At 63.1% G+C, this 21,997-nt stretch carries 22 protein-coding genes, 1 tRNA gene and 2 pseudogenes; 20 read left to right on the top strand and 5 right to left on the bottom strand.

Annotated elements, in window-relative coordinates:
• Positions 1-208 precede the first annotated feature (208 nt).
• From ppk1 to CAL29_RS22815, 16 genes are all read left to right on the top strand, one after another.
• Complete coding sequence (gene ppk1, locus CAL29_RS22900) at positions 209-2,278, top strand: polyphosphate kinase 1 (protein WP_094855274.1); 2,070 nt, start codon at positions 209-211, stop codon at positions 2,276-2,278.
• 229 nt (positions 2,279-2,507) lie between these two features.
• On the top strand, positions 2,508-3,542 hold the full coding sequence (gene pstS / locus CAL29_RS22895) for a phosphate ABC transporter substrate-binding protein PstS (RefSeq protein WP_094855273.1): 1,035 nt from the start codon (positions 2,508-2,510) through the stop codon (positions 3,540-3,542).
• A 143-nt stretch (positions 3,543-3,685) separates the two neighbouring features.
• Positions 3,686-4,702 carry a phosphate ABC transporter permease subunit PstC gene (gene pstC, locus CAL29_RS22890; RefSeq protein ID WP_094855272.1) on the top strand — a complete coding sequence of 339 codons (1,017 nt, stop codon included), beginning with the start codon at positions 3,686-3,688 and terminating at the stop codon, positions 4,700-4,702.
• A 13-nt stretch (positions 4,703-4,715) separates the two neighbouring features.
• Positions 4,716-5,573: a phosphate ABC transporter permease PstA gene (gene pstA, locus CAL29_RS22885; RefSeq protein WP_094855271.1), complete on the top strand. Its 858-nt coding sequence runs from the start codon at positions 4,716-4,718 to the stop codon at positions 5,571-5,573.
• 55 nt (positions 5,574-5,628) lie between these two features.
• Entirely contained in the window at positions 5,629-6,402 is a 774-nt protein-coding gene (gene pstB, locus CAL29_RS22880; protein ID WP_094855270.1) for a phosphate ABC transporter ATP-binding protein PstB, read from the top strand.
• Between the two features lie 304 nt (positions 6,403-6,706).
• Entirely contained in the window at positions 6,707-7,663 is a 957-nt protein-coding gene (locus CAL29_RS22875; protein WP_094855269.1) for a motility protein A, read from the top strand.
• A gap of 23 nt (positions 7,664-7,686) precedes the next feature.
• Positions 7,687-8,574 (top strand): OmpA/MotB family protein, encoded by an 888-nt coding sequence (locus tag CAL29_RS22870; protein WP_094855268.1) that lies wholly within the window; start codon positions 7,687-7,689, stop codon positions 8,572-8,574.
• Between the two features lie 219 nt (positions 8,575-8,793).
• Positions 8,794-10,110 carry an MFS transporter gene (locus tag CAL29_RS22865; protein ID WP_094855267.1) on the top strand — a complete coding sequence of 439 codons (1,317 nt, stop codon included), beginning with the start codon at positions 8,794-8,796 and terminating at the stop codon, positions 10,108-10,110.
• 14 nt (positions 10,111-10,124) lie between these two features.
• Entirely contained in the window at positions 10,125-11,006 is an 882-nt protein-coding gene (locus CAL29_RS22860) for a phosphodiesterase (protein WP_094856846.1), read from the top strand.
• Positions 11,007-11,161: 155 nt separating this feature from the next.
• Positions 11,162-12,127 carry an OmpA family protein gene (locus CAL29_RS22855; RefSeq protein WP_094855266.1) on the top strand — a complete coding sequence of 322 codons (966 nt, stop codon included), beginning with the start codon at positions 11,162-11,164 and terminating at the stop codon, positions 12,125-12,127.
• Positions 12,128-12,256: 129 nt separating this feature from the next.
• Positions 12,257-12,333: transfer RNA gene (locus CAL29_RS22850), tRNA-Pro, on the top strand.
• A gap of 196 nt (positions 12,334-12,529) precedes the next feature.
• Positions 12,530-12,751 carry a hypothetical protein gene (locus CAL29_RS22845; protein WP_094855265.1) on the top strand — a complete coding sequence of 74 codons (222 nt, stop codon included), beginning with the start codon at positions 12,530-12,532 and terminating at the stop codon, positions 12,749-12,751.
• Positions 12,751-13,356: a hypothetical protein gene (locus tag CAL29_RS22840; protein WP_094855264.1), complete on the top strand. Its 606-nt coding sequence runs from the start codon at positions 12,751-12,753 to the stop codon at positions 13,354-13,356. The genes CAL29_RS22845 and CAL29_RS22840 overlap by 1 nt, the downstream gene beginning before the upstream one ends.
• Before the next feature lie 389 nt (positions 13,357-13,745).
• A complete protein-coding gene (locus CAL29_RS31380) occupies positions 13,746-14,474 on the top strand; it encodes a hypothetical protein (protein WP_143277726.1) in 729 nt (242 codons plus the stop codon).
• Positions 14,475-14,559: 85 nt separating this feature from the next.
• On the top strand, positions 14,560-15,732 hold the full coding sequence (locus CAL29_RS31375) for a hypothetical protein (RefSeq protein WP_143277725.1): 1,173 nt from the start codon (positions 14,560-14,562) through the stop codon (positions 15,730-15,732).
• Between the two features lie 347 nt (positions 15,733-16,079).
• The gene (locus tag CAL29_RS22815) at positions 16,080-16,469 is read left to right on the top strand and encodes an ATPase (RefSeq protein WP_094855259.1); all 390 of its coding nucleotides are present in this window, start codon (positions 16,080-16,082) and stop codon (positions 16,467-16,469) included.
• A gap of 73 nt (positions 16,470-16,542) precedes the next feature.
• On the opposite strand, the gene CAL29_RS22810 is transcribed toward CAL29_RS22815, so the two are convergent.
• The gene (locus CAL29_RS22810; RefSeq protein WP_094855258.1) at positions 16,543-16,791 is read right to left on the bottom strand and encodes a hypothetical protein; all 249 of its coding nucleotides are present in this window, start codon (positions 16,789-16,791) and stop codon (positions 16,543-16,545) included.
• 65 nt (positions 16,792-16,856) lie between these two features.
• On the bottom strand, positions 16,857-17,465 hold the full coding sequence (locus tag CAL29_RS22805) for a LysE family translocator (RefSeq protein WP_094855257.1): 609 nt from the start codon (positions 17,463-17,465) through the stop codon (positions 16,857-16,859).
• 256 nt (positions 17,466-17,721) lie between these two features.
• Between CAL29_RS22805 and CAL29_RS31880 the strand changes: the two genes are divergently transcribed.
• Both CAL29_RS31880 and tnpC read left to right on the top strand, forming a co-directional pair.
• Positions 17,722-17,946, top strand: a complete 225-nt coding sequence (locus tag CAL29_RS31880; RefSeq protein ID WP_218831886.1) for a JAB domain-containing protein — start codon at positions 17,722-17,724, stop codon at positions 17,944-17,946.
• A 130-nt stretch (positions 17,947-18,076) separates the two neighbouring features.
• Positions 18,077-19,132: pseudogene (tnpC, locus tag CAL29_RS22795) on the top strand (IS66 family transposase); the annotation flags it as partial.
• A gap of 52 nt (positions 19,133-19,184) precedes the next feature.
• Here tnpC and CAL29_RS31370 read toward each other — a convergent pair.
• The 3 genes and pseudogenes from CAL29_RS31370 to CAL29_RS32305 form a co-directional block, all read right to left on the bottom strand.
• Positions 19,185-19,511, bottom strand: a pseudogene (locus tag CAL29_RS31370) (hybrid sensor histidine kinase/response regulator); the annotation flags it as partial.
• 368 nt (positions 19,512-19,879) lie between these two features.
• Positions 19,880-20,149 carry a hypothetical protein gene (locus CAL29_RS22790; protein WP_094855256.1) on the bottom strand — a complete coding sequence of 90 codons (270 nt, stop codon included), beginning with the start codon at positions 20,147-20,149 and terminating at the stop codon, positions 19,880-19,882.
• Between the two features lie 127 nt (positions 20,150-20,276).
• Positions 20,277-20,543 carry an ATP-binding protein gene (locus CAL29_RS32305; protein WP_179284145.1) on the bottom strand — a complete coding sequence of 89 codons (267 nt, stop codon included), beginning with the start codon at positions 20,541-20,543 and terminating at the stop codon, positions 20,277-20,279.
• Between the two features lie 849 nt (positions 20,544-21,392).
• Here CAL29_RS32305 and CAL29_RS22780 point away from each other — a divergent pair.
• Both CAL29_RS22780 and CAL29_RS22775 read left to right on the top strand, forming a co-directional pair.
• Positions 21,393-21,596: a cold-shock protein gene (locus CAL29_RS22780; RefSeq protein ID WP_094855254.1), complete on the top strand. Its 204-nt coding sequence runs from the start codon at positions 21,393-21,395 to the stop codon at positions 21,594-21,596.
• Positions 21,597-21,667: 71 nt separating this feature from the next.
• Complete coding sequence (locus CAL29_RS22775; protein WP_094855253.1) at positions 21,668-21,916, top strand: hypothetical protein; 249 nt, start codon at positions 21,668-21,670, stop codon at positions 21,914-21,916.
• Positions 21,917-21,997: the final 81 nt, after the last annotated feature.

Below are 21,997 nucleotides of genomic sequence, written 5' to 3'. Positions count from 1 at the left end.
AGACCGAATATGACGGCGCCGGCGCGGCGCGCGTGGGTGTGAAATTCCGGTTACGCTTATCGGGCTCGTCATGGAACTGTCACGAAACTGAAGTAAAAAGACCGCCCGCCGTACGGCTTGCGCCGCCCGACGCCCCGTTGGGGCGTTTTTGCGTAAGCGCGGCCCGGCGGCGAGAACACCCGACTGGCATAAACATAACGGACCTTGCATGACTCAGAAAGCGGTTGAACCCTGGTTCCTGAATCGCGAACTGTCGCTGCTCAAATTCAACGAACGTGTCCTGGCGATGGCCGAGAACCCGGCCACCCCCCTGCTGGAGCGCCTGCGGTACGTGTGTATCGTCAGCTCCAACCTGGACGAATTCTTCGAAATCCGCATATCGAGCCTGAAGGCGCAGCAACTGCAGACGCCCAACCTGGTGGGCAGCGACGGCCTGACGCCGGGCGAGGCCTACGCGCAGGTGCAGGAGGCCACCCACGCCCTGGTGGCCCGCCAGTACGACCTGCTGAACGACGAAATATTGCCTTGCATGGAGCGCGAGGGCATCACGCTGCATCACGCCTCGGAATGGAACGAAGCGCAACAGCAGTGGGCGCACGCCACCTTCACGCGCGACGTCATGCCGCTGCTCACGCCCATCGGCCTGGACCCGGCGCACCCGTTTCCGCGCGTCTACAACAAGAGCCTGAATTTCATCGTCCCGCTGTCGGGCACCGACGCGTTCGGGCGCAAGGCCTCGATCGCCATCGTGCAGGCGCCGCGCGCCTTGCCGCGCCTGATCCGCATGCCCAGCGAGCTGTCGGGCCGCCCGGACAGCCATGTGCTGCTGACCTCGCTGATGCGCGCCTTCGTCGGCGAGCTGTTTCCCGGCATGACCATGGCGGGCTGCTACCAGTGGCGGGTGACCCGCAACAGCGACCTGTACGTCGACGAGGAAGAAGTGACCAACCTGCGCCTGGCCTTGCAGGGCGAGCTGTCGCAGCGCAATTTCGGCCTGGCCGTGCGCCTGGAGATCGACAAGCTGACGCCGCCGGACCTGGAGGCCTTCCTTCAGCGCGAGTTCTCGCTCGGACCCTCGGACACCTACCGCGTCAACGGTCCGGTGAACCTGTCGCGCCTGATGCAATTGTGCAATGTGGCCGACCGGCCGTCGTTGCTGTTCCCGACCTATCGCGCGCCGGTGCCGGCGCCGTTCGACCGCACGCTGGATCCGGGCGAGATGTTCGCCGCCATCGCGGCGGGCGATCACCTGCTGCACCATCCCTATCAATCCTTCCAGCCCGTGATCGACTTCCTCACCGCCGCCGCGGTGGATCCGGAAGTCATGGCCATCAAGCAGACCATCTACCGCACCGGCGAGGATTCCGAGCTGATGCAGATCCTGCTGGCCGCGGCGCGGGCCGGCAAGGAGGTGACGGTGGTGGTGGAGCTGATGGCGCGCTTCGACGAGCAGACCAATATCAACTGGGCCGCCAAGCTGGAGGAGGTGGGCGCCCACGTCGTCTATGGCGTGGTGGGGCACAAGACGCACGCCAAGATGGCGCTGGTGCTGCGCCGCGAGAAGGGGCGCCTGCGCCGCTACGCGCACCTGGGGACCGGCAATTACCATCCGCGCACGGCCCGGCTGTACACCGACTTCGGCCTGCTGACCGCCGATCCGGCCCTGTGCGAGGACGTCGACAAGGTGTTTTCCCAGTTGACCGGCCTGGGCGCGCGGCGCAGCCTGAAGGCGCTGCTGCAGTCGCCCTTCACCATGCACGACGGCATGGTGGCGCTGATCCGCGCCGAGGCGAAGGCCGCCCGCGAGGGCAAGAAGGCCCGCATCATGGCCAAGATGAATTCGCTGCTGGAGACGGGGGTGATCCAGGAGCTTTACGAGGCCAGCCAGGCCGGCGTGAAGATCGACCTGATCGTGCGCGGCGTCTGCGCCCTGCGTTCGGGCGTGCCGGGCCTGTCCGAGAACATCCGCGTGCGCTCCATCGTGGGGCGTTTCCTGGAGCACTCCCGGGTTTTCTACTTCTACGCGCAGGGCAAGGAGACGGTCTACCTGTCGTCCGCCGACTGGATGGACCGGAATTTCTTCCGCCGCGTGGAAGTGGCCTTCCCGATCAACGACAAGGCGCTGAAGAAACGGGTCATCGACGAGGCGTTCACCTACGCCTTGCGCGACAACCAGTTGTCCTGGCAGCAACAGCCCGACGGCAATTTCACGCGCGTGCGCAGCCGCGGCGCGCCGTTCTCGCTGCACCAGCACCTGATCGAGCGCCTGGGCGTTTAAGAGGGCAGGGCGCCATTCAGCTTCCGGCAAGGAAGGGCGCCCAAATTATTTCAATTTATTTCCCCCTCGGATGCGACGCCGGGAAGCGAGCCTGTCCCCGTCACCTTTTGACCAGTATGTGACTGTCACTATCGTGTCATATAGCCTCCGTAAGATCCGTTCCCGTGACACAAGACGAGCGTGCTGACGCTCGCCGCACTTCACCAACAAGCACGAGAAGGAATCCACGATGCGTGTCTTCAAGCAAATTTCCGTTGGCTTCGCGCTGAGCGCCGCCGTTTTCGCCGTTCAGGCCGCCGACGTGACCGGCGCTGGTGCGTCGTTCCCCTATCCCGTTTATGCCAAGTGGGCTTCGGACTACAAGGCCGCCACCAACAACGCCGTGAACTACCAGTCGATCGGCTCGGGCGGCGGCCAGCAGCAGATCATCGCCAAGACCGTCGATTTCGGCGCCTCGGACGATCCCATGAGCGGCGCCGACCTGGACAAGAACGGCCTGCTGCAATTCCCCGCCGTGATCGGCGGCACGGTCGCCGTGGTGAACATCGACGGCGTGCCGGCCGGCACGCTGAAGCTGTCGGGCCAGGTGCTGGCCGACATCTTCCAGGGCAAGATCAAGAAGTGGGACGATCCCGCGATCAAGAGCCTGAACGGCGACGTCAAGCTGCCGTCGGCCGACATCATCGTCGTGCACCGTTCGGACGGCTCGGGCACCACCTTCGGCTGGACCAACTACCTGTCCAAGGTTTCCGCCTCGTGGAAGTCGTCCGTGGGCGAAGGCAAGTCGGTCAAGTGGCCCGTGGGCCAGGGCGGCAAGGGCAACGAAGGCGTCGCCGCCTACGTCGGCCAGTTGAAGAACTCGATCGGCTACGTCGAATACGCCTACGCCAAGCAGAACAAGCTGGCCTGGACGCAGCTCGAGAACAAGGACGGCAAGTTCGTTCAGCCCGAGCAGAAGGCTTTCGCCGCGGCCGCCGCCAACGCCGACTGGAAGAGCGCGCCCGGCATGGGCGTGGTGCTGACCAACGAACCGGGCGCCACTTCGTGGCCCGTGACGTCGGCCACCTTCATCCTGGTGCACAAGGTGCAGGACAAGCCGGCGCAAGGCAAGGCCGTCCTGTCGTTCTTCGACTGGGCCTTCAAGGATGGCCAGAAGGCGGCCGAGGCGCTGGACTACGTGCCGCTGCCCGACGCCGTGACCACCGAAATCCGCGCCTCCTGGAAGGAAATCAAGAGCGCCGACGGCAAGGCCGTCTGGCAGTAAGCCGGCGGCATGAACGGATTTCCCGGCGGTAACCACGCCGCGGAGTCCGGCCACCGATGCAGCCCGGGGGGATGGTCGTCCCCCCGGACCACGGGCCCGGGCAAGTCGTCCGGGCCCGCTCTTCAAGCAAGGAAAGCCCATCCATGAGCGCGGTAATGGATAATAATGTGCCGGTCTCATCCGCCGAGCCGGGCATCACGGCCCAAGGCACACCATCCCCCATGAAGCAAAACTCAAACGCGCTGATGGATGCGCTGTTCAAGAATCTCACGCGTTTATTCGCTTTCCTCGTATTCAGCCTGCTGGCGGCGATCCTCATCTCGCTGATCTACGGCAGCCGCGAATCGCTGGCCAAGTACGGCCTGTCCTTCCTGTGGACCAACGATTGGGATCCGGTCCAGCAAAGCTACGGCGCCGTCGTCCCGATCCTTGGCACGCTCGCCACCTCGGCGATCGCGCTGATTATCGCCGTGCCGGTGTCCTTCGGCATCGCCATCTTCCTGACCGAGCTGTCGCCGCGCTGGCTGCGCCGCCCCCTGGGCACCGCGGTGGAGATGCTGGCGGCGATTCCGTCCATCATCTACGGCATGTGGGGCCTGTTCGTCTTCGTGCCGGTCTTCCAGCAATACGTCCAGCCCGGCCTGATCGAGGTATTGAGCAACATTCCGCTCATCGGCGGCATGTTCGCCGGCCCGCCGTTCGGCATCGGCATCTTCACCGCCGGCCTGATCCTGTCCATCATGATCACGCCCTTCATCACGGCGGTGATGCGCGACGTCTTCGAGCTGGTGCCGCCCATGCTCAAGGAATCGGCCTACGGCCTGGGCAGCACGACCTGGGAAGTCATGTGGAAAGTGGTGCTGCCGTTCACCAAGAACGGCGTCATCGGCGGCGTCATGCTGGGCCTGGGCCGCGCCCTGGGCGAGACCATGGCGGTGACCTTCGTCATCGGCAATTCCTTCAACTGGACCGGCTCGCTGTTCTCGCCGGGCAACTCGATCGCCTCGTCGCTGGCGAACGAGTTCAACGAGGCCGCCGGCTTGCAGAAATCGGCGCTGCTGAACCTGGGCCTGGTGCTGTTCATCATCACCACCATCGTCCTGGCGCTGTCCAAGATGCTGCTGCTGCGCCTGTCGCAGAGCGAAGGCAAGAAGAGCTGAGGGATAGAAAGTCATGGCTACCTCCGTACTCAATATGCAGAATCCGATCTACCGACGCCGCAACCTGGTGAACAAGGTCATGCTGACCTTGTCCATGGCGGCGCTGGTGTTCGGCTTGTTCTGGCTGTTCTGGATCATCGTCACCCTGCTCGCCAAGGGCGGCAGCGCCTTGTCCTACACCTTGTTCACGCAGATCACGCCGCCGCCGGGACAGGCGGGCGGCCTGATGAACGCCATCACCGGCAGCTTGCTGATGGTGGGCGTGGGCACGCTGATCGGCACCCCCGTCGGCGTGCTGGCCGGCACCTACCTGGCCGAATACGGCCAGCGCGGCTGGCTGGCGCCGGCCACGCGCTTCCTCAACGACGTGCTGCTGTCGGCCCCGTCCATCATCATCGGTTTGTTCATCTACGCGGTGTACGTGGCGCAGGCCGGCCATTATTCGGGTTGGGCCGGTTCGGTCGCGCTGGCCATCCTGGTGGTGCCGGTGGTCGTGCGCACCACCGACAACATGCTGCTGCTGGTGCCCAACGGGTTGCGCGAGGCGACGGCCGCGCTGGGCTGCCCCAAGTGGCGCATGGTCACCATGATCTGCTACCGCGCGGCCCGCTCGGGCATCATGACCGGCGTGCTGCTGGCCATCGCCCGGATCTCCGGCGAAACCGCGCCGCTGCTGTTCACGGCGCTGTCCAACCAGTTCATGTCGCTGAACATGAATGCGCCGATGTCCAACCTGCCGGTGGTGATCTACCAATACGCCGCCAGTCCGTTCAAGGAATGGAACAACCTGGCCTGGGCCGGGGCGACGCTGATCACGCTGGTGGTGCTGGCCATCAACATCATCGCGCGCAACATGTTCCGCAAGCACTGATCGCCCGTACTGAACTCACACGGCCGCGCCCGGGGCGCGGCCATCGGGAAACGAAATGGAAAAGAACGCTACCCTGGCCTCGAAGATCGAGGTGAAGAACCTGAATTTCTACTACGGCAAGTTCCACGCGATCCGCAACGTGAATATGTCGATCCGCGAGAAGAAGGTCACCGCCTTCATCGGCCCCTCGGGCTGCGGCAAGTCGACGCTGCTGCGCACCTTCAACCGCATGTTCGAGCTGTATCCGGGCCAGCGCGCCGAAGGCGAAATCCTCATCGACGGCGAGAACCTGCTGACCACCAAGACGGACATCTCGCTGATCCGCGCCAAGGTCGGCATGGTGTTCCAGAAGCCGACGCCGTTCCCCATGAGCATCTACGATAACATCGCCTTCGGCGTGCGCCTGTTCGAAAAGCTCAGCAAGGGCGAGATGGACGAGCGGGTGGAATGGGCGCTGAGCAAGGCGGCGCTGTGGAACGAGGTCAAGGACAAGATCCACCAGAGCGGCAGCAGCCTGTCGGGCGGCCAGCAGCAGCGTCTTTGCATCGCGCGCGGCGTGGCGATCAGGCCGGAAGTCCTGCTGCTGGACGAACCGTGCTCGGCGCTGGATCCCATTTCCACCGCCAAGGTCGAAGAGCTGATCGCCGAACTGAAGAACGAGTACACCGTGGTCATCGTGACGCACAACATGCAGCAGGCGGCGCGTTGCTCGGACTACACGGCCTATATGTACCTGGGCGAACTGATGGAATTCGGCGAAACCGACCAGATCTTCGTCAAGCCCAAGCGCAAGGAAACGGAAGACTACATCACCGGCCGCTTCGGCTGAAGGCACGGGATAGGGCGCCCGGCAAGCTGGCGCCCTGGCTTCTGTACAAAGGCCGGCGCTGCGATTGCGCCGGCCTTTTTTATTTTCGTAAAAATGGGGACGTAGATGTTCGGGCCAATTGTGGATGAATGACCACATTTTGGCCCAATAAAGCATCGAAGCGCCAAGTGTCCGGGGTTTTCCTGCCTTTTTTGCGGCCTTTGGCGGGCGGGCAGGGTGAATAGAATGACCGGGTCCCGTGTTCCACGCGCGACCCGGCAGGCCCGGAGGCCTGGTCCGGCCGCCTCTTTAACGGCCCGTATTCATGAATTCCTCGACCCTGATCGGCATCGGTGTTGCGCTCGCAATGCTGGCTGCCGCGATTTTCGGCTCGGCGCCCAGCGCCGTCGCCTTCATCAACCTGCCCGGCCTGGGCATCGTGCTGGGCGGCACCATCGCCGCGCTGTTCATCGGTTATCCGATCAGCGAGATCCGCCGCATTCCCCAGTTGCTGCGCACGGTCTTCCGCAACGAGAACGTCGATTCGCAGCGCGACATCGACGAGCTGGTGACCCTCGCCCATAGCTGGGCCGGCGCCGACGTGCACAACGTCGAACGCGAACTGCAGAAGGTCAGCAACCCCTTCCTGCGCACCGGCGTCCAGTTGATCATCGACAACACGCCGGAAGAACAGATCGTCGAACTGCTGCAATGGCGCATCGCCCGCATGCGGGCGCGCGAGCAGGCCGAGGCGCAGATGTTCCGCACCATGGCCAGCTTCGCGCCGGCCTTCGGCATGCTGGCCACGCTGATCGGGCTGGTCAACCTGATGACCGTGCTGGGTTCGCAGGGCATGGACGTCATCGGCAAGCAGATGGGCATCGCGCTGATCGCCACGTTCTACGGCATCCTGCTGGCCAACCTGGTCTGCAAGCCCATCGCCATCAAGCTGGAGCGCCGCACCGAGCAGCGCCTGATATTGATGAACATGGTGCTGCAAGGCATTTCCATGATGTGCGAGCGCCGCGGTCCGGCGATGGTGCGCGAGACGCTGAATTCCTTCATGCAGCACGTCGAGGATGAAATCCGCGAGCAGCCGGCGAGCCGTGCCGGCAAGAACGCCACGGGCACGCGCGCGGCGCCCTCCGTCTCCGCGGCGGGGACCGCGCCGCGTGGCGCTGCTTCTTCCGCCGGCGCAGCGCGCACCGGCGCGGCCATGCCCGCGAGCGCCGCCGCCACCTTCGATGCCGCGCTGCGCAATCGCGCTTCGTCGCGCTCCTGAGTCAGACGGGGCCCGCACGTCTCATGGCTACTACCCATACCCGGGCGTCCTGGATCGACATTGCCGCCCGCAACAAGGCGGAAGTCGAACGCCGGCAGCGTGAACGCTCCAAGACCGTGCGCCGCAATCGCTATGAGCGGTGGCACGTGCCGGAGACGCTGGACCGGGAGCCTGACAACTGGCTGATGACCTACCTGGATCTCATCACGCTGCTGCTGGCGCTGTTCGTCGTCATGCTGGCCCTGACGCGGCTGGGGCCGGGCATGGCCGTCAAGCCGCCCGAAGTGGCCGCCGGCGTCAGCCTGGCCAAGCTGCCGGCGCCGCCCGTCGAGGAATGGGAGAAGAACCTGCCGGTGATTCCGGCCGCATGGGCGACGCTGCCCGATCCCGCGCCGCCCGTCCCGCCCACGACCGCGCCGGCCGATCCGCTGGAGCCCGCCAAGGCCGAGCCGGTGAAGATGCCCACCGCGGAAGAACTGGGGCTGAAGGACCTGGGCAAGTCGGTCAACGTGACCATCAACCGCCAGTCGGTCAGTTTCCGCATCAGCAACGAACTGCTGTTCACCTCGGGCCAGGCGACCCTGAGCCCGGAAGGCGTGCCCTTGATCAAGAAGCTGGCCGACGTGATCAACCGCAGCAAGTATCCGGTTTCCGTGGAAGGGCACAGCGACAACATTCCCATCCTGACGCGCCAGTTCGCGTCGAACTGGGACCTGTCCACCAGCCGCGCCACCTCCGTGCTGCGCGAGCTGGTGCGGGATGACGTCGACCCCAAGCGCCTGCGCGCCATCGGCTACGCGGACACCAAGCCGCTGGAAACCAACGATACGGCGGCCGGCCGCGCGGCGAACCGCCGGGTGGAGCTGATCATGCGCATCGACCCGAAGGCGCCGGAAGACGCGGCGCCTTAGCGGCCGCTCCCCGCGCCGGGTCCCGCCGCATCGGGACAGTTGTTGTAAAAAAACGCGCCCCCTGGACGGAAATGCTTCCTTCCGCCTGGGGGCGCGTTTTTTGCGGGGCCCCCGCGATTCCCCGCCTTTTGATACTCTCCGCCTTGTGCGAAACGGCAGATCCGGGGTGATAGACCCCGACCCCGCAATGGTGGAGCAAGCCGGCAAAGGAGAAGTAGCATGAGTTTCGAAGGTTTCGACGCCCCGGAAGTAAAACGTTTTCAGCGCAAGGTGACGCTGCTATCCGCCGGGGGGACATTCCTGGACGGTTTCGACCTGACCATCATCGCGGTCGCCCTGCCCATGTTGATCAAGCAGTGGGGCCTGGACGGCGGCACCCAGAGCCTGCTCGTTTCCTCGGCCATCATCGGTTCCTTCATCGGCGCGGCCTGGCTGGGCCGGCTGACCGACCGCTTCGGGCGCAAGGCCATGTACGTGATCGACCTGCTGGCCTTCGTGGTCTTCGCCGCGGCCACGGCCGCCGCGCAGAGCGCCTGGCAACTGATCGCGTTCCGTTTCCTGCTGGGCGTGGGCATCGGCGCCGATTATCCGATTTCCGCCACGCTGGTCGCCGAATTCAGCTCCCGCCATCATCGTGGCCGGCACGGCACCTTCCTCGCGGCGATGTGGTTCGTCGGCGCCTTCGCGGCCTATCTGGTCGGCCTGGCCTGCCTGCCCTTGGGAGAGAACGCCTGGCGCGTCATGTTCCTGGTCGGCGCGGTGTTCGCGCTCATCGTGTTCTTCTTTCGTATCACGCTGCCGGAGTCGCCCCGTTGGCTGATGTCGAGAGGGCGGGTGGACGAGGCGCAGGCCATCATGCGTCAGGTCACGGGGCAGGACGTGGTCATGGCCAATCCGCAAGGGGAATCGGTCGGGCTGAAGCAGTTGTTCGCCCCCGCCCTGAAGCGGCGCACCATTTTCGTGTTCGGCTTCTGGTTCTGCTACGCGACCGCCTATTACGGCATCGCCATGTACACGCCCACGCTGATCGCGCCCTTCGCGCGCGGTTCGCACGCCGCGACCATCGTGGGGTCGGGCATCGTGGCCCTGCTGGGCTTGATCGGCGCCTTCATCGGCATGCAACTGGTCGATCACTGGGGCCGCCGGCCGCTGTTGATCACGTCTTTCAGCGGCCTGACGGTGGCGCTGATCGTGCTGGCCTTGAACGCCCACCCCGGATTCGTGTTCCTGGTCGTGTTGTTCAGTTGCGCGGTGCTGTTCGCCAATGCCGGCGGCGGGATCTTGAATTTCGTCTATCCGACCGAACTGTTTCCCACGGACATCCGCGCCGGCGCGACGGGCCTGGCCACCGCGGTAAGCCGCATCGGATCCATCCTGGGCGTGCTGGTGTTCCCGAATTTCATCGCCTGGTGGGGCAACGCGGCGGCGCTGTGGTTCTTCGCGCTGATCGGCTTCCTGGGCCTGGCGGTGACAGTATGGCTGGCGCCGGAAACGCGCGGCGCGAAGCTCGAGGACATCGAGGCGGGGAGGCTGTGAGCATGAGCGGCGGCATGACGACGGACCCCGGCGCGAGCGTCGCGCGGGCGCTCCCGGGCGCGAATCCCGCGCCCACGACGATATTCGTGCAGATCACCGATACGCACATCCGCGAGCCCGGCCGCCTGGCCTATGGCCGGCTGGATACCGCGCCTTATCTGCGCGCCGCGGTCGCGGCCATCGGCGCCTTGCCCCAGGCGCCGCAAGCGGTGGTGATGACCGGCGACCTGAGCGACTTCGGCCGCGCCGAGGAGTACGCGCACCTGGCGGCGTTGATCGCGCCGCTGACCGTGCCGGTCTACCTGATCCCGGGCAACCACGACACGCGCGCGGGACTGCGCCAGGCCTTTCCGCGCCACGATTACCTGGGCGTGGACGGGCCCATCCGCTACGCGGTCGATATCGGCGGGCTGCGCCTGCTGGCCCTGGACACCAGCGTGCCCGGGAAAAGCCACGGCGAGCTGGACGACGGGCAGTTGCGTTGGCTGGACGAGGAACTGGCGCGCTGCGCGGGCCGGCCGGCCGTCATCGCGATGCACCATCCGCCCTTCGCGACCTTGATCGGGCATATGGACAAGATCGGCCTGCTCGCGGGGGCGGAGGCGCTGGAACGTATCGTCGCGCGGCATGCCCACGTCGAACGCATCATCTGCGGCCACGTCCACCGGCCCATCGAGCGCCGCTTCGGCGGCACCATCGCCAGCGTCTGTCCCTCGCCGGCGCATCAGGTCTGCCTCGATTTGCAACCCGACGCGGCGTCGGCGTGGATATTGGAGCCGCCGGCCTTTCGCGTCCACGCCCTGGACCCGGCCGGGCACCTGGTCAGCCACCTCGCGCCCATCGGCCGCTTCGACGGCCCGCATCCGTTCCATGAGAACGGCAAGCTGATCGACTGACGGCGGCGGCTTCGGGCTGCTACGTCGTGAGACAACTTTGACATCGTCGGCATAAAACCTTGTCCCTGGTTTCGGCATAATGGCCGCCGGCCGGGCCGGAACCGGACGTCCTCGTCCGGCGGCCGCGGCGCCGAATCGACAAGGAGCATGACGTTATGCAGGCAAGGACAAGGGTGTGGGCGCTGGCCGTGGCCGGCGCGCTGATGCTGGCGGTCGCGCAGCCGGGACGGGCGGCGGACATCAAGGGTTCCAAGGACCATCCCATGCTGACGCGCTTCGCCGGGGCGCAGATCAATGCCTACAGCGTGCAGGACTACGACGAGGCGCAGATGCCCAACCAGGCCATCGCCGACGACAAGCACGTCCAGGTCCTGGAACTGGAAGGGAAGGTGACGCGCATCGGCTATCGCCTGGACGGCGCCAAGTCCCCCCTGGAGGTGTATCGCAACTACCAGGCCGCGCTGAAGGACGGCGGGTTCGAGACGGTGTTCACCTGCAAGAACGACGAACAGTGCGGCCAAGATTTCCAGCGCTATGTCCTGAACAGCGACAAGGTGCGCATCAGCGGCACGGGCGACGCCGTGTTCGGCGGCAACTATTACGCCGTCCTGGCCAAGAAGGCCGCGGCGCCGGGCGACGTCTACGTCTTCCTGGACATCATGCATGACGATTCCAACCATTTCACGGCGGTCTACCAGCAGGTGGTCGAGACCAAGTCCATGCAGCAGGGGCAGGTGAAGGTGCTCGACGCCGACGCCATGCGCAAGGCCCTGGAGCTATCCGGCAAGGTCGCCATCTACGGGGTCTATTTCGACACCGACAAGGCCGAGATCAAGAGCGAGTCCAAGGCCGCCCTGGACCAGATGGGCAAGCTGCTGAAGGACAATCCCGCGCTGAAGGTCTATGTGGTCGGCCACACCGACAACCAGGGCACGCTGGCGCACAACAAGACCCTGTCGCAGCAGCGCGCCGACGCCGTGGTCAAGGCGCTGACCGGCGAATACCACATCGACGGCAAGCGCCTGGAGGCCTATGGCGTGGCGTCGCTGGCGCCGGTCGCCAGCAATGACGACGAGCAGGGGCGCGGCCAGAACCGCCGGGTGGAGTTGGTGAAGGAGTGACGGAGGGAAATACGGCCGGCGCGGGCGCAAGGCGCGTCCACCGGCCCGGCCGCGTGCACCTTGCGCGCGAAGTTTCCTCCCGGCTGTGGATAACTCGCGGCGCCGGCATCTGGTATATTTGCCAACCTTCGGGGCGTAGCGCAGCCTGGTAGCGCATCTGCTTTGGGAGCAGAGGGTCGAGTGTTCGAATCACTCCGTCCCGACCAATAAAATCAATAACTTAGGTCGTTTTTCCGAGATTGGATTAGGCGATTTCCCCGCTCTCAGGGTACCAGTTAGGGTACCAGTTGGGATTCGCTAGGTAGGTCGTAGCAGGGCGATGATGAGCGGCCGCCTAGCCCCAAATAGGGTTGAAGTGTTCCTACGTGATACTATTTAAAAGTGTCAATGAGGAATCACGTCATGACTGCTAAAGCCGCGAAAAAACCTGCATCCACTGTGACGAAGAAAGCGTCCCAGCCGGCTAAGGTCGTGCGCATCATGACCACCCAAGAGCGGGTTGCCGACATGCGTGCATTTGGCCGGGAACAGAGCAGTTCCAAAGCCTCGGCGCTGTCTTTCCTGCAACGCGCAGGCATCGTCACCCCGACGGGCAAACTGGCTAAGCCCTTCCGTGCTGCTTGATGCCCGCTGCTTGGTCCGCCTACGAGTACCAGCCTAGCTTCGTACTCGGCTTCCACGGCTGCGATAAAAACATCGGCGAGAAAATTCTGCGCGGCGGCGGCCATCTCCAGCCTTCCGTCCAGAAATGGGACTGGCTGGGACACGGCATCTACTTCTGGGAAGGCAATCCGAGCCGCGCGATGGCCTGGGCGACCCAGCGCAAGAAAGAAGGGAAGATCAAGACGCCTTTTGTCTTGGGCGCGATCATCGACCTACGGCATTGCCTCGATCTGTTCGATCATGATGGCTTGGCGCAGGTCAAGGAAGCCCACCGGCTGTATGTGCAACTTTCCACTGCCGCAGGAACCGAGCTGGCCAGGAATGTTGGTGCCACGCCCGACAAGGCTGGCCGAGGGCTGGATTGCGCGGTGATGAACACCCTGCATACATATCGAGAGTCGCGCGAAGAACCGGCTTACGATTCGATCCGTGGTCCCTTTCTGGAAGGGGAGCCAGTCTACCCGGCCGCAGGCTTTCTCAGCGAAAACCACATCCAGCTCTGCGTGCGCAACACGGACTGCATCAAAGGCTATTTCCGGCCGCTGCATAGCAGGACGGCTACCTAGCCGCCATGTGATGAAGCCCCGCATGTGCGGGGCTTCGTGTATCGTGGGTGCGCTTCGATACCGGCACGGCCGGACCCTGCCGAGGCAGGAGGCGAGTAGACGCCCTTGCGAGCCCCAATCATCTACCTGTCCAATAGTGTAGGGTGTTCGCGGATCGCCGTCAATTCGACTAGAAGTGGAGGCTGCCTAGCAGCCCCTTGAACCAATCGGTTAGCAAGGCTACTGCTGCTGCTGCTGCTGCGACGATGCCGACCAGCCAAAGAACTGGGCGCATTAGGATGCGCCCCGCCACACTGCGCGCGCGTTGCCACGCAGACGGTTTGAGGATGCGCTGCTGCGTTAGCACTTCGTCTAGCGTGTGCTGGATCTCCGCGATGGCCCGGCGCGCCATGTTGGTCGAAGCCGCCCCGGAGTTCAAACAAGCCGGTGTCACACATCGCGTCTTGATTGAATGTAAGAACTACACCTCCAGCCTGACGTTGGAAAAAGCGCGCAACTTCTTCGCCGTGGCGCATGATGTTGGCAACTGTGCCGGCATCATGGTGACGCGAACTGGCTACCAGTCAGGTGTCACGGCTTTCTGTAAGTTCTATGGCATTGCGCTGAAACTCTTGCGTCCGCCTGTCGACGAGGATTGGAAGGATCGCATCAAGAGGATTCACATCAACATAACGCCGCGTGTTCCCGTCTCTACAGAAGAACGGCCGATTAGATGCGATTTGTTTCTTCGTCCCAACTCTGACGAACAAGAACAACGCTTGCAAGCGGCAGCAAAGCGAAACCCTCAACTGGTTGCGGCATCACCCAGTACGCAATTTCTGGATAAGAACGGCGAACCCAATACTGAGGAGCTTCGATGGTGGTTGCCTCGACAGCTAAACGTACTTGAATATTCAGATGGCGGCCCCTACGAAAAGCCGGTGAAACTTGACGAGCATTACCTGAGTATCGACTTGGGCACTGGTCTGGAGCTTGTTCAAGTGATCGGGGTAAAGATCCACTTTTGGGTCGAAACACTCGACAAACAGGAACTCATAATAGATGCCGTGCAAACGGTGGACGCTATTTTGAAGGACTACGATACCGGCGAAATCGAGTTCGTGCATAGGACGGAATAGGGGTTCCACGGTTGGCTCCGCCACTACGGGGTGGGCCGCGCTTCCTTGGTCACACTAATGAAGAACGCGACAGTTGGAGGCCATCATGCTTTTCGACCAGGATATTGAGCGCACGAGATCGGACGGCAAGCGGCACGATGAAGGTGATTTCGACTGCCTGAACGTGTCCGGACGCCCGGAAGCAGCCGCGGGACGCGAGTTGCTGGAATTGTGGCTGGTGGACTATCCATCTGCGCATCGTACCGAGTTGATCCAGCGCCTACGGAACTCCGATCAGCAGTTCGCGTCGGCGAGCTTCGAGCTGTTCCTATATACGGTCCTAGCGCGTCTAAGATGGACGATAGATGTGCATCCGGACATACCGGGCGGCAACAGCAAGCGCCCTGACTTCCGGGTTCGGACCGATTCGGGCGATGCCTTTTACTTGGAGGCAACAATAGCCGGCGCTTTCAGCGCGGCTGAACTCGCGGCCGAACAGCGAAAGAAAGAGGTGCTTCACGCGATCGACGACCTGCACTCGCCGCACTTTCTTCTGAATGTGCAGGTCGAGGGAAATCCTCCTACGCCCGTCCCACGCAGAAAGCTGCGACGCCAGCTCCGCAAGTGGTTGGAGTCGCTGGTCCCCCAAGATGTTGAAAAACAAATTCGAGGGGAACGCCACTGGGAAGAACATCAGTATGAGCACGATGGATGGATCATCAGGTTTCGCGCCATCCCTCGCGCAAAGCCCGCCGAAGCAGGCAGACGCACCATCGGCGCATGGAGCCTAGGCGTGCGAACAGTCAATATCGTGGAAGCCGTCAAAGACGCCGCCAAGGGTAAGGCTTCACGATATGGTGCTCTCGACTTGCCGTTCGTGGTAGCGATCAATGTCGAAGAAGAATTCGCAGATAGCTCCCAAGAACGCGATGCCCTTTTTGGGGATGTTCAATACTGGATACCGCGCGATCCTGAACAGGGAGAGGTGCGCCCAGTTCGTATACGGAATGGCGTATGGAACGGTCCGCGCGGCCCTCAATGCACACATCTTAGCGGGGTCTGGCTTTTCCGGCGCTTTGATCCCTGGCATTTCGTCGCGCGCGAATCCCATCTGCTTTACCTCAACCCCTGGGCAGCTCGCCCCGTCAGCGCCAGCGCATTGCGCTTTCCTCATGCGGCGGTGGAGGGGACGCGCTTGGTGGAGCATCCAGGATTGCGGGTCCGTGAATTGTTCGATCTGTACGAGGAGTGGCCTGAGCCTGCTCCGCGCGCTGCATAGACAGTTTTTTCATCGGGCAACGTCCTTCCTGCAAGGCGAGCGCCTCCCGGCTGTGGCCGGGCCGCGATTCTCCAGGTTCGCTATCCACTCATCCCTAACGGGACGGCAGCGCCGCCTTGCGTATCGCTGACGCCTGCGCGCTGCGCTTGCTCACCACCGCCACTATTTGCTGTTGGTCGGTGTAGGCGGCCTTGCTTTCCCGGTCAGTGTGTCACGGCGTGCTCCCCGTCAAGGGCGGCGCGCCGCTGGCGCTTGCGGCCTGGCGGCCGTCTTCGACCCTGTGACGGTGTGCGCTGCGCCGTGCCCCTTCGGAGTCGGGCAATTCCGCCCAGCAACCGGAGAAGGTCATGCACGACAAATCCCACGTCTCGCTCGAACAGCACGTATGCCTGGTGTGCGGCGTCAGATTCGACACTGGCGCCATCCTGCTCGACAAGCGCCTGCGCGCGAGCCTGGAACACCATACGACGACTGGCTGGGGGCTGTGCCCCGAGCACGAGCGGCTGTTCAAGGAGGGTTACGTCGCCCTAGTCGAATGCGACCCGCAGCGCAGCGGTTCACCCTCGGGCAACCTGAGACCCGAGCAGGCGTATCGCACGGGCAAGCTGGCCCATCTGCGGCGCGAGGTGTTCGGCAGGGTGTTCAACGTGCCTATCGCGGACAAGCAGCCTTGCGTCTTTGTCGAACCGGGCGTGCTCGATCATTTGCAAGCGATGGTCGCGCCGGCGTCGGATTGACGCGGCTCGGGCGCCGTCCGATGGACGGCGTTTTTCAGGCTGGGCGCGCACGTCCTTGCCGGACTATCTGCCATCAAAACGCCAGGCCGTCGCGCTGCGCGACGGCCTCCCAGGCTGCGGCGGCGCCGAGCTGGTCTTGTTGCATGGCCGCGCGGATGCGGCCCGCGATGTCCTCGTGGCCGGCCACTGCTTCGTCCCAGGTCACGTAGCGGCCGAGAGAGCGGGTTTCGCCCAGCGGGCGCGCCACGGTCTGAAACAGCGTACCCGGTTGGCCATCCTTGTTCGGATTATGCTCGACACCCAGAAATACGGTCGTCGCCAAGACGTCATCCAGGCGCGTGCTTCCCTTTCCTGCGCGTCCGCAGCCTGCGTGCTGTCTGCATATTTTCATGCTTGGGCTACATAGCCCGCGACGAGCAACATGCACAAGCCGAACAGCACACCTTGGATGCGCGTGGCGCGCGCCGACTGGAAACGCCGGAGTACCAGTTGGCCGCCGTAGATCCACGGAAAATGACACACCACGCAGACCGCCAGGAAGCCGGCCGTGAGCTGTAGGGCTTGACCAAGCAGGCTGGCGCCGGGGTCAAGGAATTGCGCGAACATGACCAGGATCATCGAATGAATCTTCGGATTGAGCAGGACCGACAAGAATCCGTCGCGCGCCCGCAGGCGCTGCGCAACTGCCTCGGCGGCTGGACCTGATGTCGCGGCGGAGCGGAAGAACCCCCAGGCCAGATACAGCAGGTATGCAATCCCGGCACATTTCAGGAGGGATTCCAGCGCCGGGATGCCGTGCAGGATTCGTCCCAGCCCCAGCCCATAAACCGCGCACAACAGCAGGTTGGCCGCCTCGAACCCGATCCAGAACGAGAGCGCGCCGGCCACGCCGTGGCGTCCGCCTGCGGTGGCCAGCAAGGTATTGCCTGGGCCTGGGCTAATGACCATCGGCACGCTGTAGCCAAGAAACAGTACCCAGATTTTCCACGCGATCATCACGACGCCCCGTTTTCTGAACACGGCGCCATGTGGCTGAGCGACTTACCGCGCTCGAATCTAACCGTGCCAAGCCATACGGTGTGGGCGGTTTTGCATTCCCGGTCAGTGTGGCACGGCGTTCTCGAGTTCAAGTGCGGCGCGGCGCCGGCTTCGCCTGCGCCGCTTGCGGCCATGGGCCGTCTTCGACACTTGAGCGCTGCGCTGCGCCGTGTCCCTTGGTACCGGGCAATCCCGCCCGATACCGGAGAATCTCGTGCAGCATGCGCTCGCTTTTAATTATCCCAACCCCCAAGCCGAACCGGCTTTGTTCATTCAAGACGCGGGGGGGAGCCATGCGGCCAGCGAGCCGAGCAAAGCAGACATCAGCGTGATGCACTGCATCCGTGATGCCCTGGCTTTTGTGGATATGCGTATCCTTGACCATTTGATTGTCGCCGGCTCCGACGTGGTGTCATTGGCCGAACGAGGGCTGATATAAGCGGCGATTGCCGCTGGCCTGGCACGATGCCAGGCCATTCTGACGATACGAACGGTGCGTCACCCCGATCAGCTTCGCCAAACCGCGGCGAGCGAGTTCTCTGCGTGTTGGCCACCGCTGTCCGGTGGTCATCCGGGGCAAGTGGGTGTGTGATCACTGCGAGACGCTCACACAGGCACCCGTGCCCACGCAGGTCATCGACAAGGGCATCCCGACGGCGGGCCCGCTGGCGCAGGTGCTGGTGGCGAAGTTCGCCGATCATCTGCCGCTATACCGCCAAGAAAGTATCTTTGGACGGGCTGGCCTGGCGCTGCCGCGCTCAACGCTAGGCGAGTGGTTGGGCGTGTGCGGGCTGCGGTTGCAGCCGCTGGTCGATGCCCTGAAGGCCGAGGTGCTGGGAAGAACCGTGCTGCATGCCGACGAGACGCCGGTGCAGATGCTCAAGCCCGGTGCGGGCAAGACGCATAGGGCGTACCTGTGGGCGTACACCCCGACCTCTTACGACAGCCTGCGAGCGGTGCTCTATGACTTCGCGCCCAGCCGCGCGGGCGAGCACTGCCGAACGTTCCTCGAGGACTGGCGCGGCAAGCTGGTGACCGATGACTATGTCGGCTACAAGGCCGGGTTCGCCGCCGGCATCACGGAGCTGGGCTGCATGGCGCACGCCCGGCGCAAGTTCCATGATCTGCACGCCAGCAACCAGAGCCAGATCGCCGCACAGGCGCTGGAGTTTTTCGGCGCGCTGTACGGCGTGGAGCGGGACGTGGCCGGGCTGCCTGCCGATGACCGGCGGCAGATACGGCAAGAACGCGCCAAGCCGATCGCCGAGACCTTGCATCGGTGGCTGATCGCGCAGCGCCAGCGGGTCCCGGATGGCTCTGGCACGGCGCGTGCTATCGATTACAGCCTCAAGCGTTGGGAGGCGTTGGCACGATATCTTGACGACGGCGACGCACCGATCGACAACAACTGGGTCGAGAACCAGATCCGCCCCTGGGCGATCGGACGCTCGAACTGGCTGTTCGCGGGCTCGCTGCGTGGCGGGCAGCGCGCGGCCGCCATCATGAGCCTGATTCAGTCGGCGCGACTGAATGGGCACGATCCGTATGCCTATCTGAAGGACGTGCTCACGTGGCTGCCGACGCAGAAGAACCATCAGATCGATGAGCTGCTGCCGCATCGATGAACGTCGGCCACATAGGCCGCGTTGTCAAGGGTGTGTTCGGCAGGCGCTTACTTTGATTTGTCAATACCTGACGTATCTTATAGGCAAGGTGTTCACGAGAGTAGGGGCTTGCTTAACAGGTCCGCCACTGCGTCTAGCCGCCCACCGTGAACGATCGCATTTTGCAGTCCCCCGGGGTGAATAACACGGCGATATTGGGCAATCGTTGGCGCGCCCTTCGTGCGAGACCCGGACTACATAACGAGCCTGGCATCACCACGTCAGTGAACAGTAAATCGACGTGAGCATCGCTTTCGATGACGATCAGGGCTTCTTGCGCGTTATTCGTCTTGAGAACCCGGTAGCCCAGTTCGGAGCGCATCTCGACAACCTCGGAACGGTCGTACGTGGCGTGGAACCCGATTTCGATATGGTCGAATGCTTCGCGACAGGTAGCACCTGCACACTCTCGGGTCGCTGCGGATTAGCCAGTGTCCTCGGGGGCGCCCTGTCGAACTTTCTGTCACACCTCGATGGGCTCACCTCTGCACGGTATCCCACTAGGCATCCATGCCGAAGAGAATCGACCCCGCCGATCCGACCGGCGCGCCGCGAATCTCGCTGGCCGAGGACAACGATTTTGCGTATGGGTGTGGGGAATTGCGTGCTCGCTGAAACAACTGCGCGAGATCATCGCGGAGGTGGGCAACCTCGTCGCGAACGTCCGAGCCCGCCTGGCCAGTGAGGCGCCTGCACTCGCTGAAACGATCAGCCGAGCTGCTGCACCAGCCGTGCTTCGACGGCCCGCTTCAGCCTGGACAGGGTGTCCGGTGAGGCCGGATCTGCGACGTCGATCATCACCTCTGTCCAGTTTTCGATGGGTTTGGCACTAAATTGATGCACGTAGGGCGAGTCTGGCTCCATGCTCCAAACGGGTGTGCTATTGCCGTCGTCCAGGCCGTCCTTGATGGCGCCCACGTATTTGACTTGCCTGAAATCCCCGGTGGGGATCTGGTTTTCGGTAATGACACGCTGCATGGTTCGTTCTGCCGCTGGTGATTGTTAGACTAGCAAGGCTACGCTTCCTGGCGGCCGATCCCTACCCGGAAATTGCAACAAAAAACCCGCTGGCCGCGCTCGTGATCAGTCCGCCGAGGCGGGATCGTCATCGCTCGGAAACATTACGCACTTCGACGCTACGCCATGGGTGCTGGACGATGAAAAGACCCAGGCCCACGCTGCGCGCCCTTGTCGAGGTCTTCGCCCCGGAGGGCATCGGCTGGAATATTTTCGCGAACAGTGCCTCGGGTATGGGACTGCCTTCATTTCGCACGGAGATACTGAATGAAGCCGTAGTGATCGCAGTGTGGACCAGGATGGGGACGTCACAGGTGCCGTAGGCGACGGCATTTGCCGTCAGATTCTCCAGCAACTGGGTCAGTCAATCGGCATCGGCGTGGCATTGGCCGGTTCCCGACGCGCGACGGATCAACGGATTGCCCGGGAATGCCAGTTGCAGTTCGGCCGCTCCGTCTGCAATCAAAGCATGCAGGTCGTCCGGCCGGGCTGCGACGGCAATGCCTTTGCCAACCCTGGCCTGCGTGAAAGCCAGCAGTTTCGCCGATCAACCGCCTTGCGCGATCCGCAGATACGTCGATGTGGGAAATCAAGCGGGCCTGCTTGTCCGACTCTCCCGTTGATGTTCTTGAGTGTTTCTTTCTTATGGACGCAAGTCCATGCGGACGTTATCCGCCGGCCCATTTCGTTCAAAGGTGTTTTTCATGACTACGCAGACCCGCATCTTCGATCGAGTCGACGCTGCCTAAACCAGCTCCAGGACCCATAGTGCAGAGCAGCGATCAAAATCAAAAGCAATCGGTGGGGCGTTTTGTCGTCTCGCCGATGACATCCCCGAATACCGACGGGGGCTATACGGCTTCGGTGTTCATCCGCGCTGGCAAAGGGGCGGCCAGTACGGACCGGATCATGCGCTTCGTTCCTGTTTTCAGCGACCGCAGCCGCCTAGCGTTACGCGTCGGATGAAGGTGTCTCTTGGGCGCACCGCCATTAAGCAGGGCCGCAGCGAGACCGTATACGCGGTAACCAAAAAGACCTTTGCTGCCAATTTATGTCTTGACAGCAAGGTCGCTGTCGATCAGAGTGGTTCCAAGATTCAAGTACCGCGATTCTGTTCCTTCTGCGCTTTGGCGCCATATCGTTCAAAGTCCTTTCCTTGATATCCCGCTAGAAGGGGGCATCTCTTCAATATCAAGGAAAGTCCATGGAAACAGGCATCGTAAAGTGGTTCAACTCGGACAAGGGCTACGGCTTCATCATGCCGGAGTCTGGCGGCAAGGATTTGTTCGCCCACAGTTCGGAAATCGAGGGTAATGGCGCGTCGGCACTGGTGGAAAACCAGCGCGTAAGTTTCGACGTAGGGCAAGGCGCCAAAGGCCCGCAAGCCACGAACATCCGCATATTGTAGAAAGAAGCCCTTTCCGGAGGGCTTTTTTTATTCCAGCTCCAATCAAACCGACATCAAAACAAGGAAAGAAAATGGAAAACAACTCGATCTACAAGGGCTATCGTCTGAGCGCCATCGTCAAGCGCCAAGCCCCCGGCAGTCAGCCGTCCTTCACCGCCACGTTGGTCATGGTCCGCCATGGGGGCTCGGTATCGACCTCCCATGGGGTGCCCGATTTTGTGAAAGGCGGCGGTGCCGCAACCCCTGGACGCGCCATCGATGCGGCAATCCTGTACGGCCGCCAAATGGTCGACGGAATGAGCCGGGCGGCCATGGCGTGACGCGGCCTGGCCATCCGCACCCTGCGGGGCGGTCGATCGGATACACGACAACGAACCTTTTAGGAGCATCACCATGGCAAA

The organism is Bordetella genomosp. 10, from assembly GCF_002261225.1.
Classification (GTDB): Bacteria; Pseudomonadota; Gammaproteobacteria; order Burkholderiales; family Burkholderiaceae_B; genus Bordetella_C.
This window is presented reverse-complemented; position numbering and strand designations above follow the sequence as displayed.

Bases quoted from the DNA above. Each gene is read 5' to 3' on its own strand.
- CAL29_RS22840 (WP_094855264.1), top strand. From the start codon at position 12,751: ATGCCCGCTGCTTGGTCCGCCTACGAGTACCAGCCTAGCTTCGTACTC.
- CAL29_RS22875 (WP_094855269.1), top strand. From the start codon at position 6,707: ATGAATTCCTCGACCCTGATCGGCATCGGTGTTGCGCTCGCAATGCTG.
- CAL29_RS22855 (WP_094855266.1), top strand. From the start codon at position 11,162: ATGCAGGCAAGGACAAGGGTGTGGGCGCTGGCCGTGGCCGGCGCGCTG.
- CAL29_RS22790 (WP_094855256.1), bottom strand. From the start codon at position 20,149: ATGCAGCGTGTCATTACCGAAAACCAGATCCCCACCGGGGATTTCAGG.
- pstB (WP_094855270.1), top strand. From the start codon at position 5,629: ATGGAAAAGAACGCTACCCTGGCCTCGAAGATCGAGGTGAAGAACCTG.
- CAL29_RS22870 (WP_094855268.1), top strand. From the start codon at position 7,687: ATGGCTACTACCCATACCCGGGCGTCCTGGATCGACATTGCCGCCCGC.
- CAL29_RS22815 (WP_094855259.1), top strand. From the start codon at position 16,080: ATGCACGACAAATCCCACGTCTCGCTCGAACAGCACGTATGCCTGGTG.
- CAL29_RS22860 (WP_094856846.1), top strand. From the start codon at position 10,125: ATGACGACGGACCCCGGCGCGAGCGTCGCGCGGGCGCTCCCGGGCGCG.
- pstA (WP_094855271.1), top strand. From the start codon at position 4,716: ATGGCTACCTCCGTACTCAATATGCAGAATCCGATCTACCGACGCCGC.
- CAL29_RS22780 (WP_094855254.1), top strand. From the start codon at position 21,393: ATGGAAACAGGCATCGTAAAGTGGTTCAACTCGGACAAGGGCTACGGC.
- CAL29_RS22775 (WP_094855253.1), top strand. From the start codon at position 21,668: ATGGAAAACAACTCGATCTACAAGGGCTATCGTCTGAGCGCCATCGTC.
- CAL29_RS22805 (WP_094855257.1), bottom strand. From the start codon at position 17,465: ATGATCGCGTGGAAAATCTGGGTACTGTTTCTTGGCTACAGCGTGCCG.
- CAL29_RS22845 (WP_094855265.1), top strand. From the start codon at position 12,530: ATGACTGCTAAAGCCGCGAAAAAACCTGCATCCACTGTGACGAAGAAA.
- ppk1 (WP_094855274.1), top strand. From the start codon at position 209: ATGACTCAGAAAGCGGTTGAACCCTGGTTCCTGAATCGCGAACTGTCG.
- CAL29_RS22865 (WP_094855267.1), top strand. From the start codon at position 8,794: ATGAGTTTCGAAGGTTTCGACGCCCCGGAAGTAAAACGTTTTCAGCGC.
- pstS (WP_094855273.1), top strand. From the start codon at position 2,508: ATGCGTGTCTTCAAGCAAATTTCCGTTGGCTTCGCGCTGAGCGCCGCC.
- pstC (WP_094855272.1), top strand. From the start codon at position 3,686: ATGAGCGCGGTAATGGATAATAATGTGCCGGTCTCATCCGCCGAGCCG.
- CAL29_RS31375 (WP_143277725.1), top strand. From the start codon at position 14,560: ATGCTTTTCGACCAGGATATTGAGCGCACGAGATCGGACGGCAAGCGG.
- CAL29_RS31380 (WP_143277726.1), top strand. From the start codon at position 13,746: ATGTTGGTCGAAGCCGCCCCGGAGTTCAAACAAGCCGGTGTCACACAT.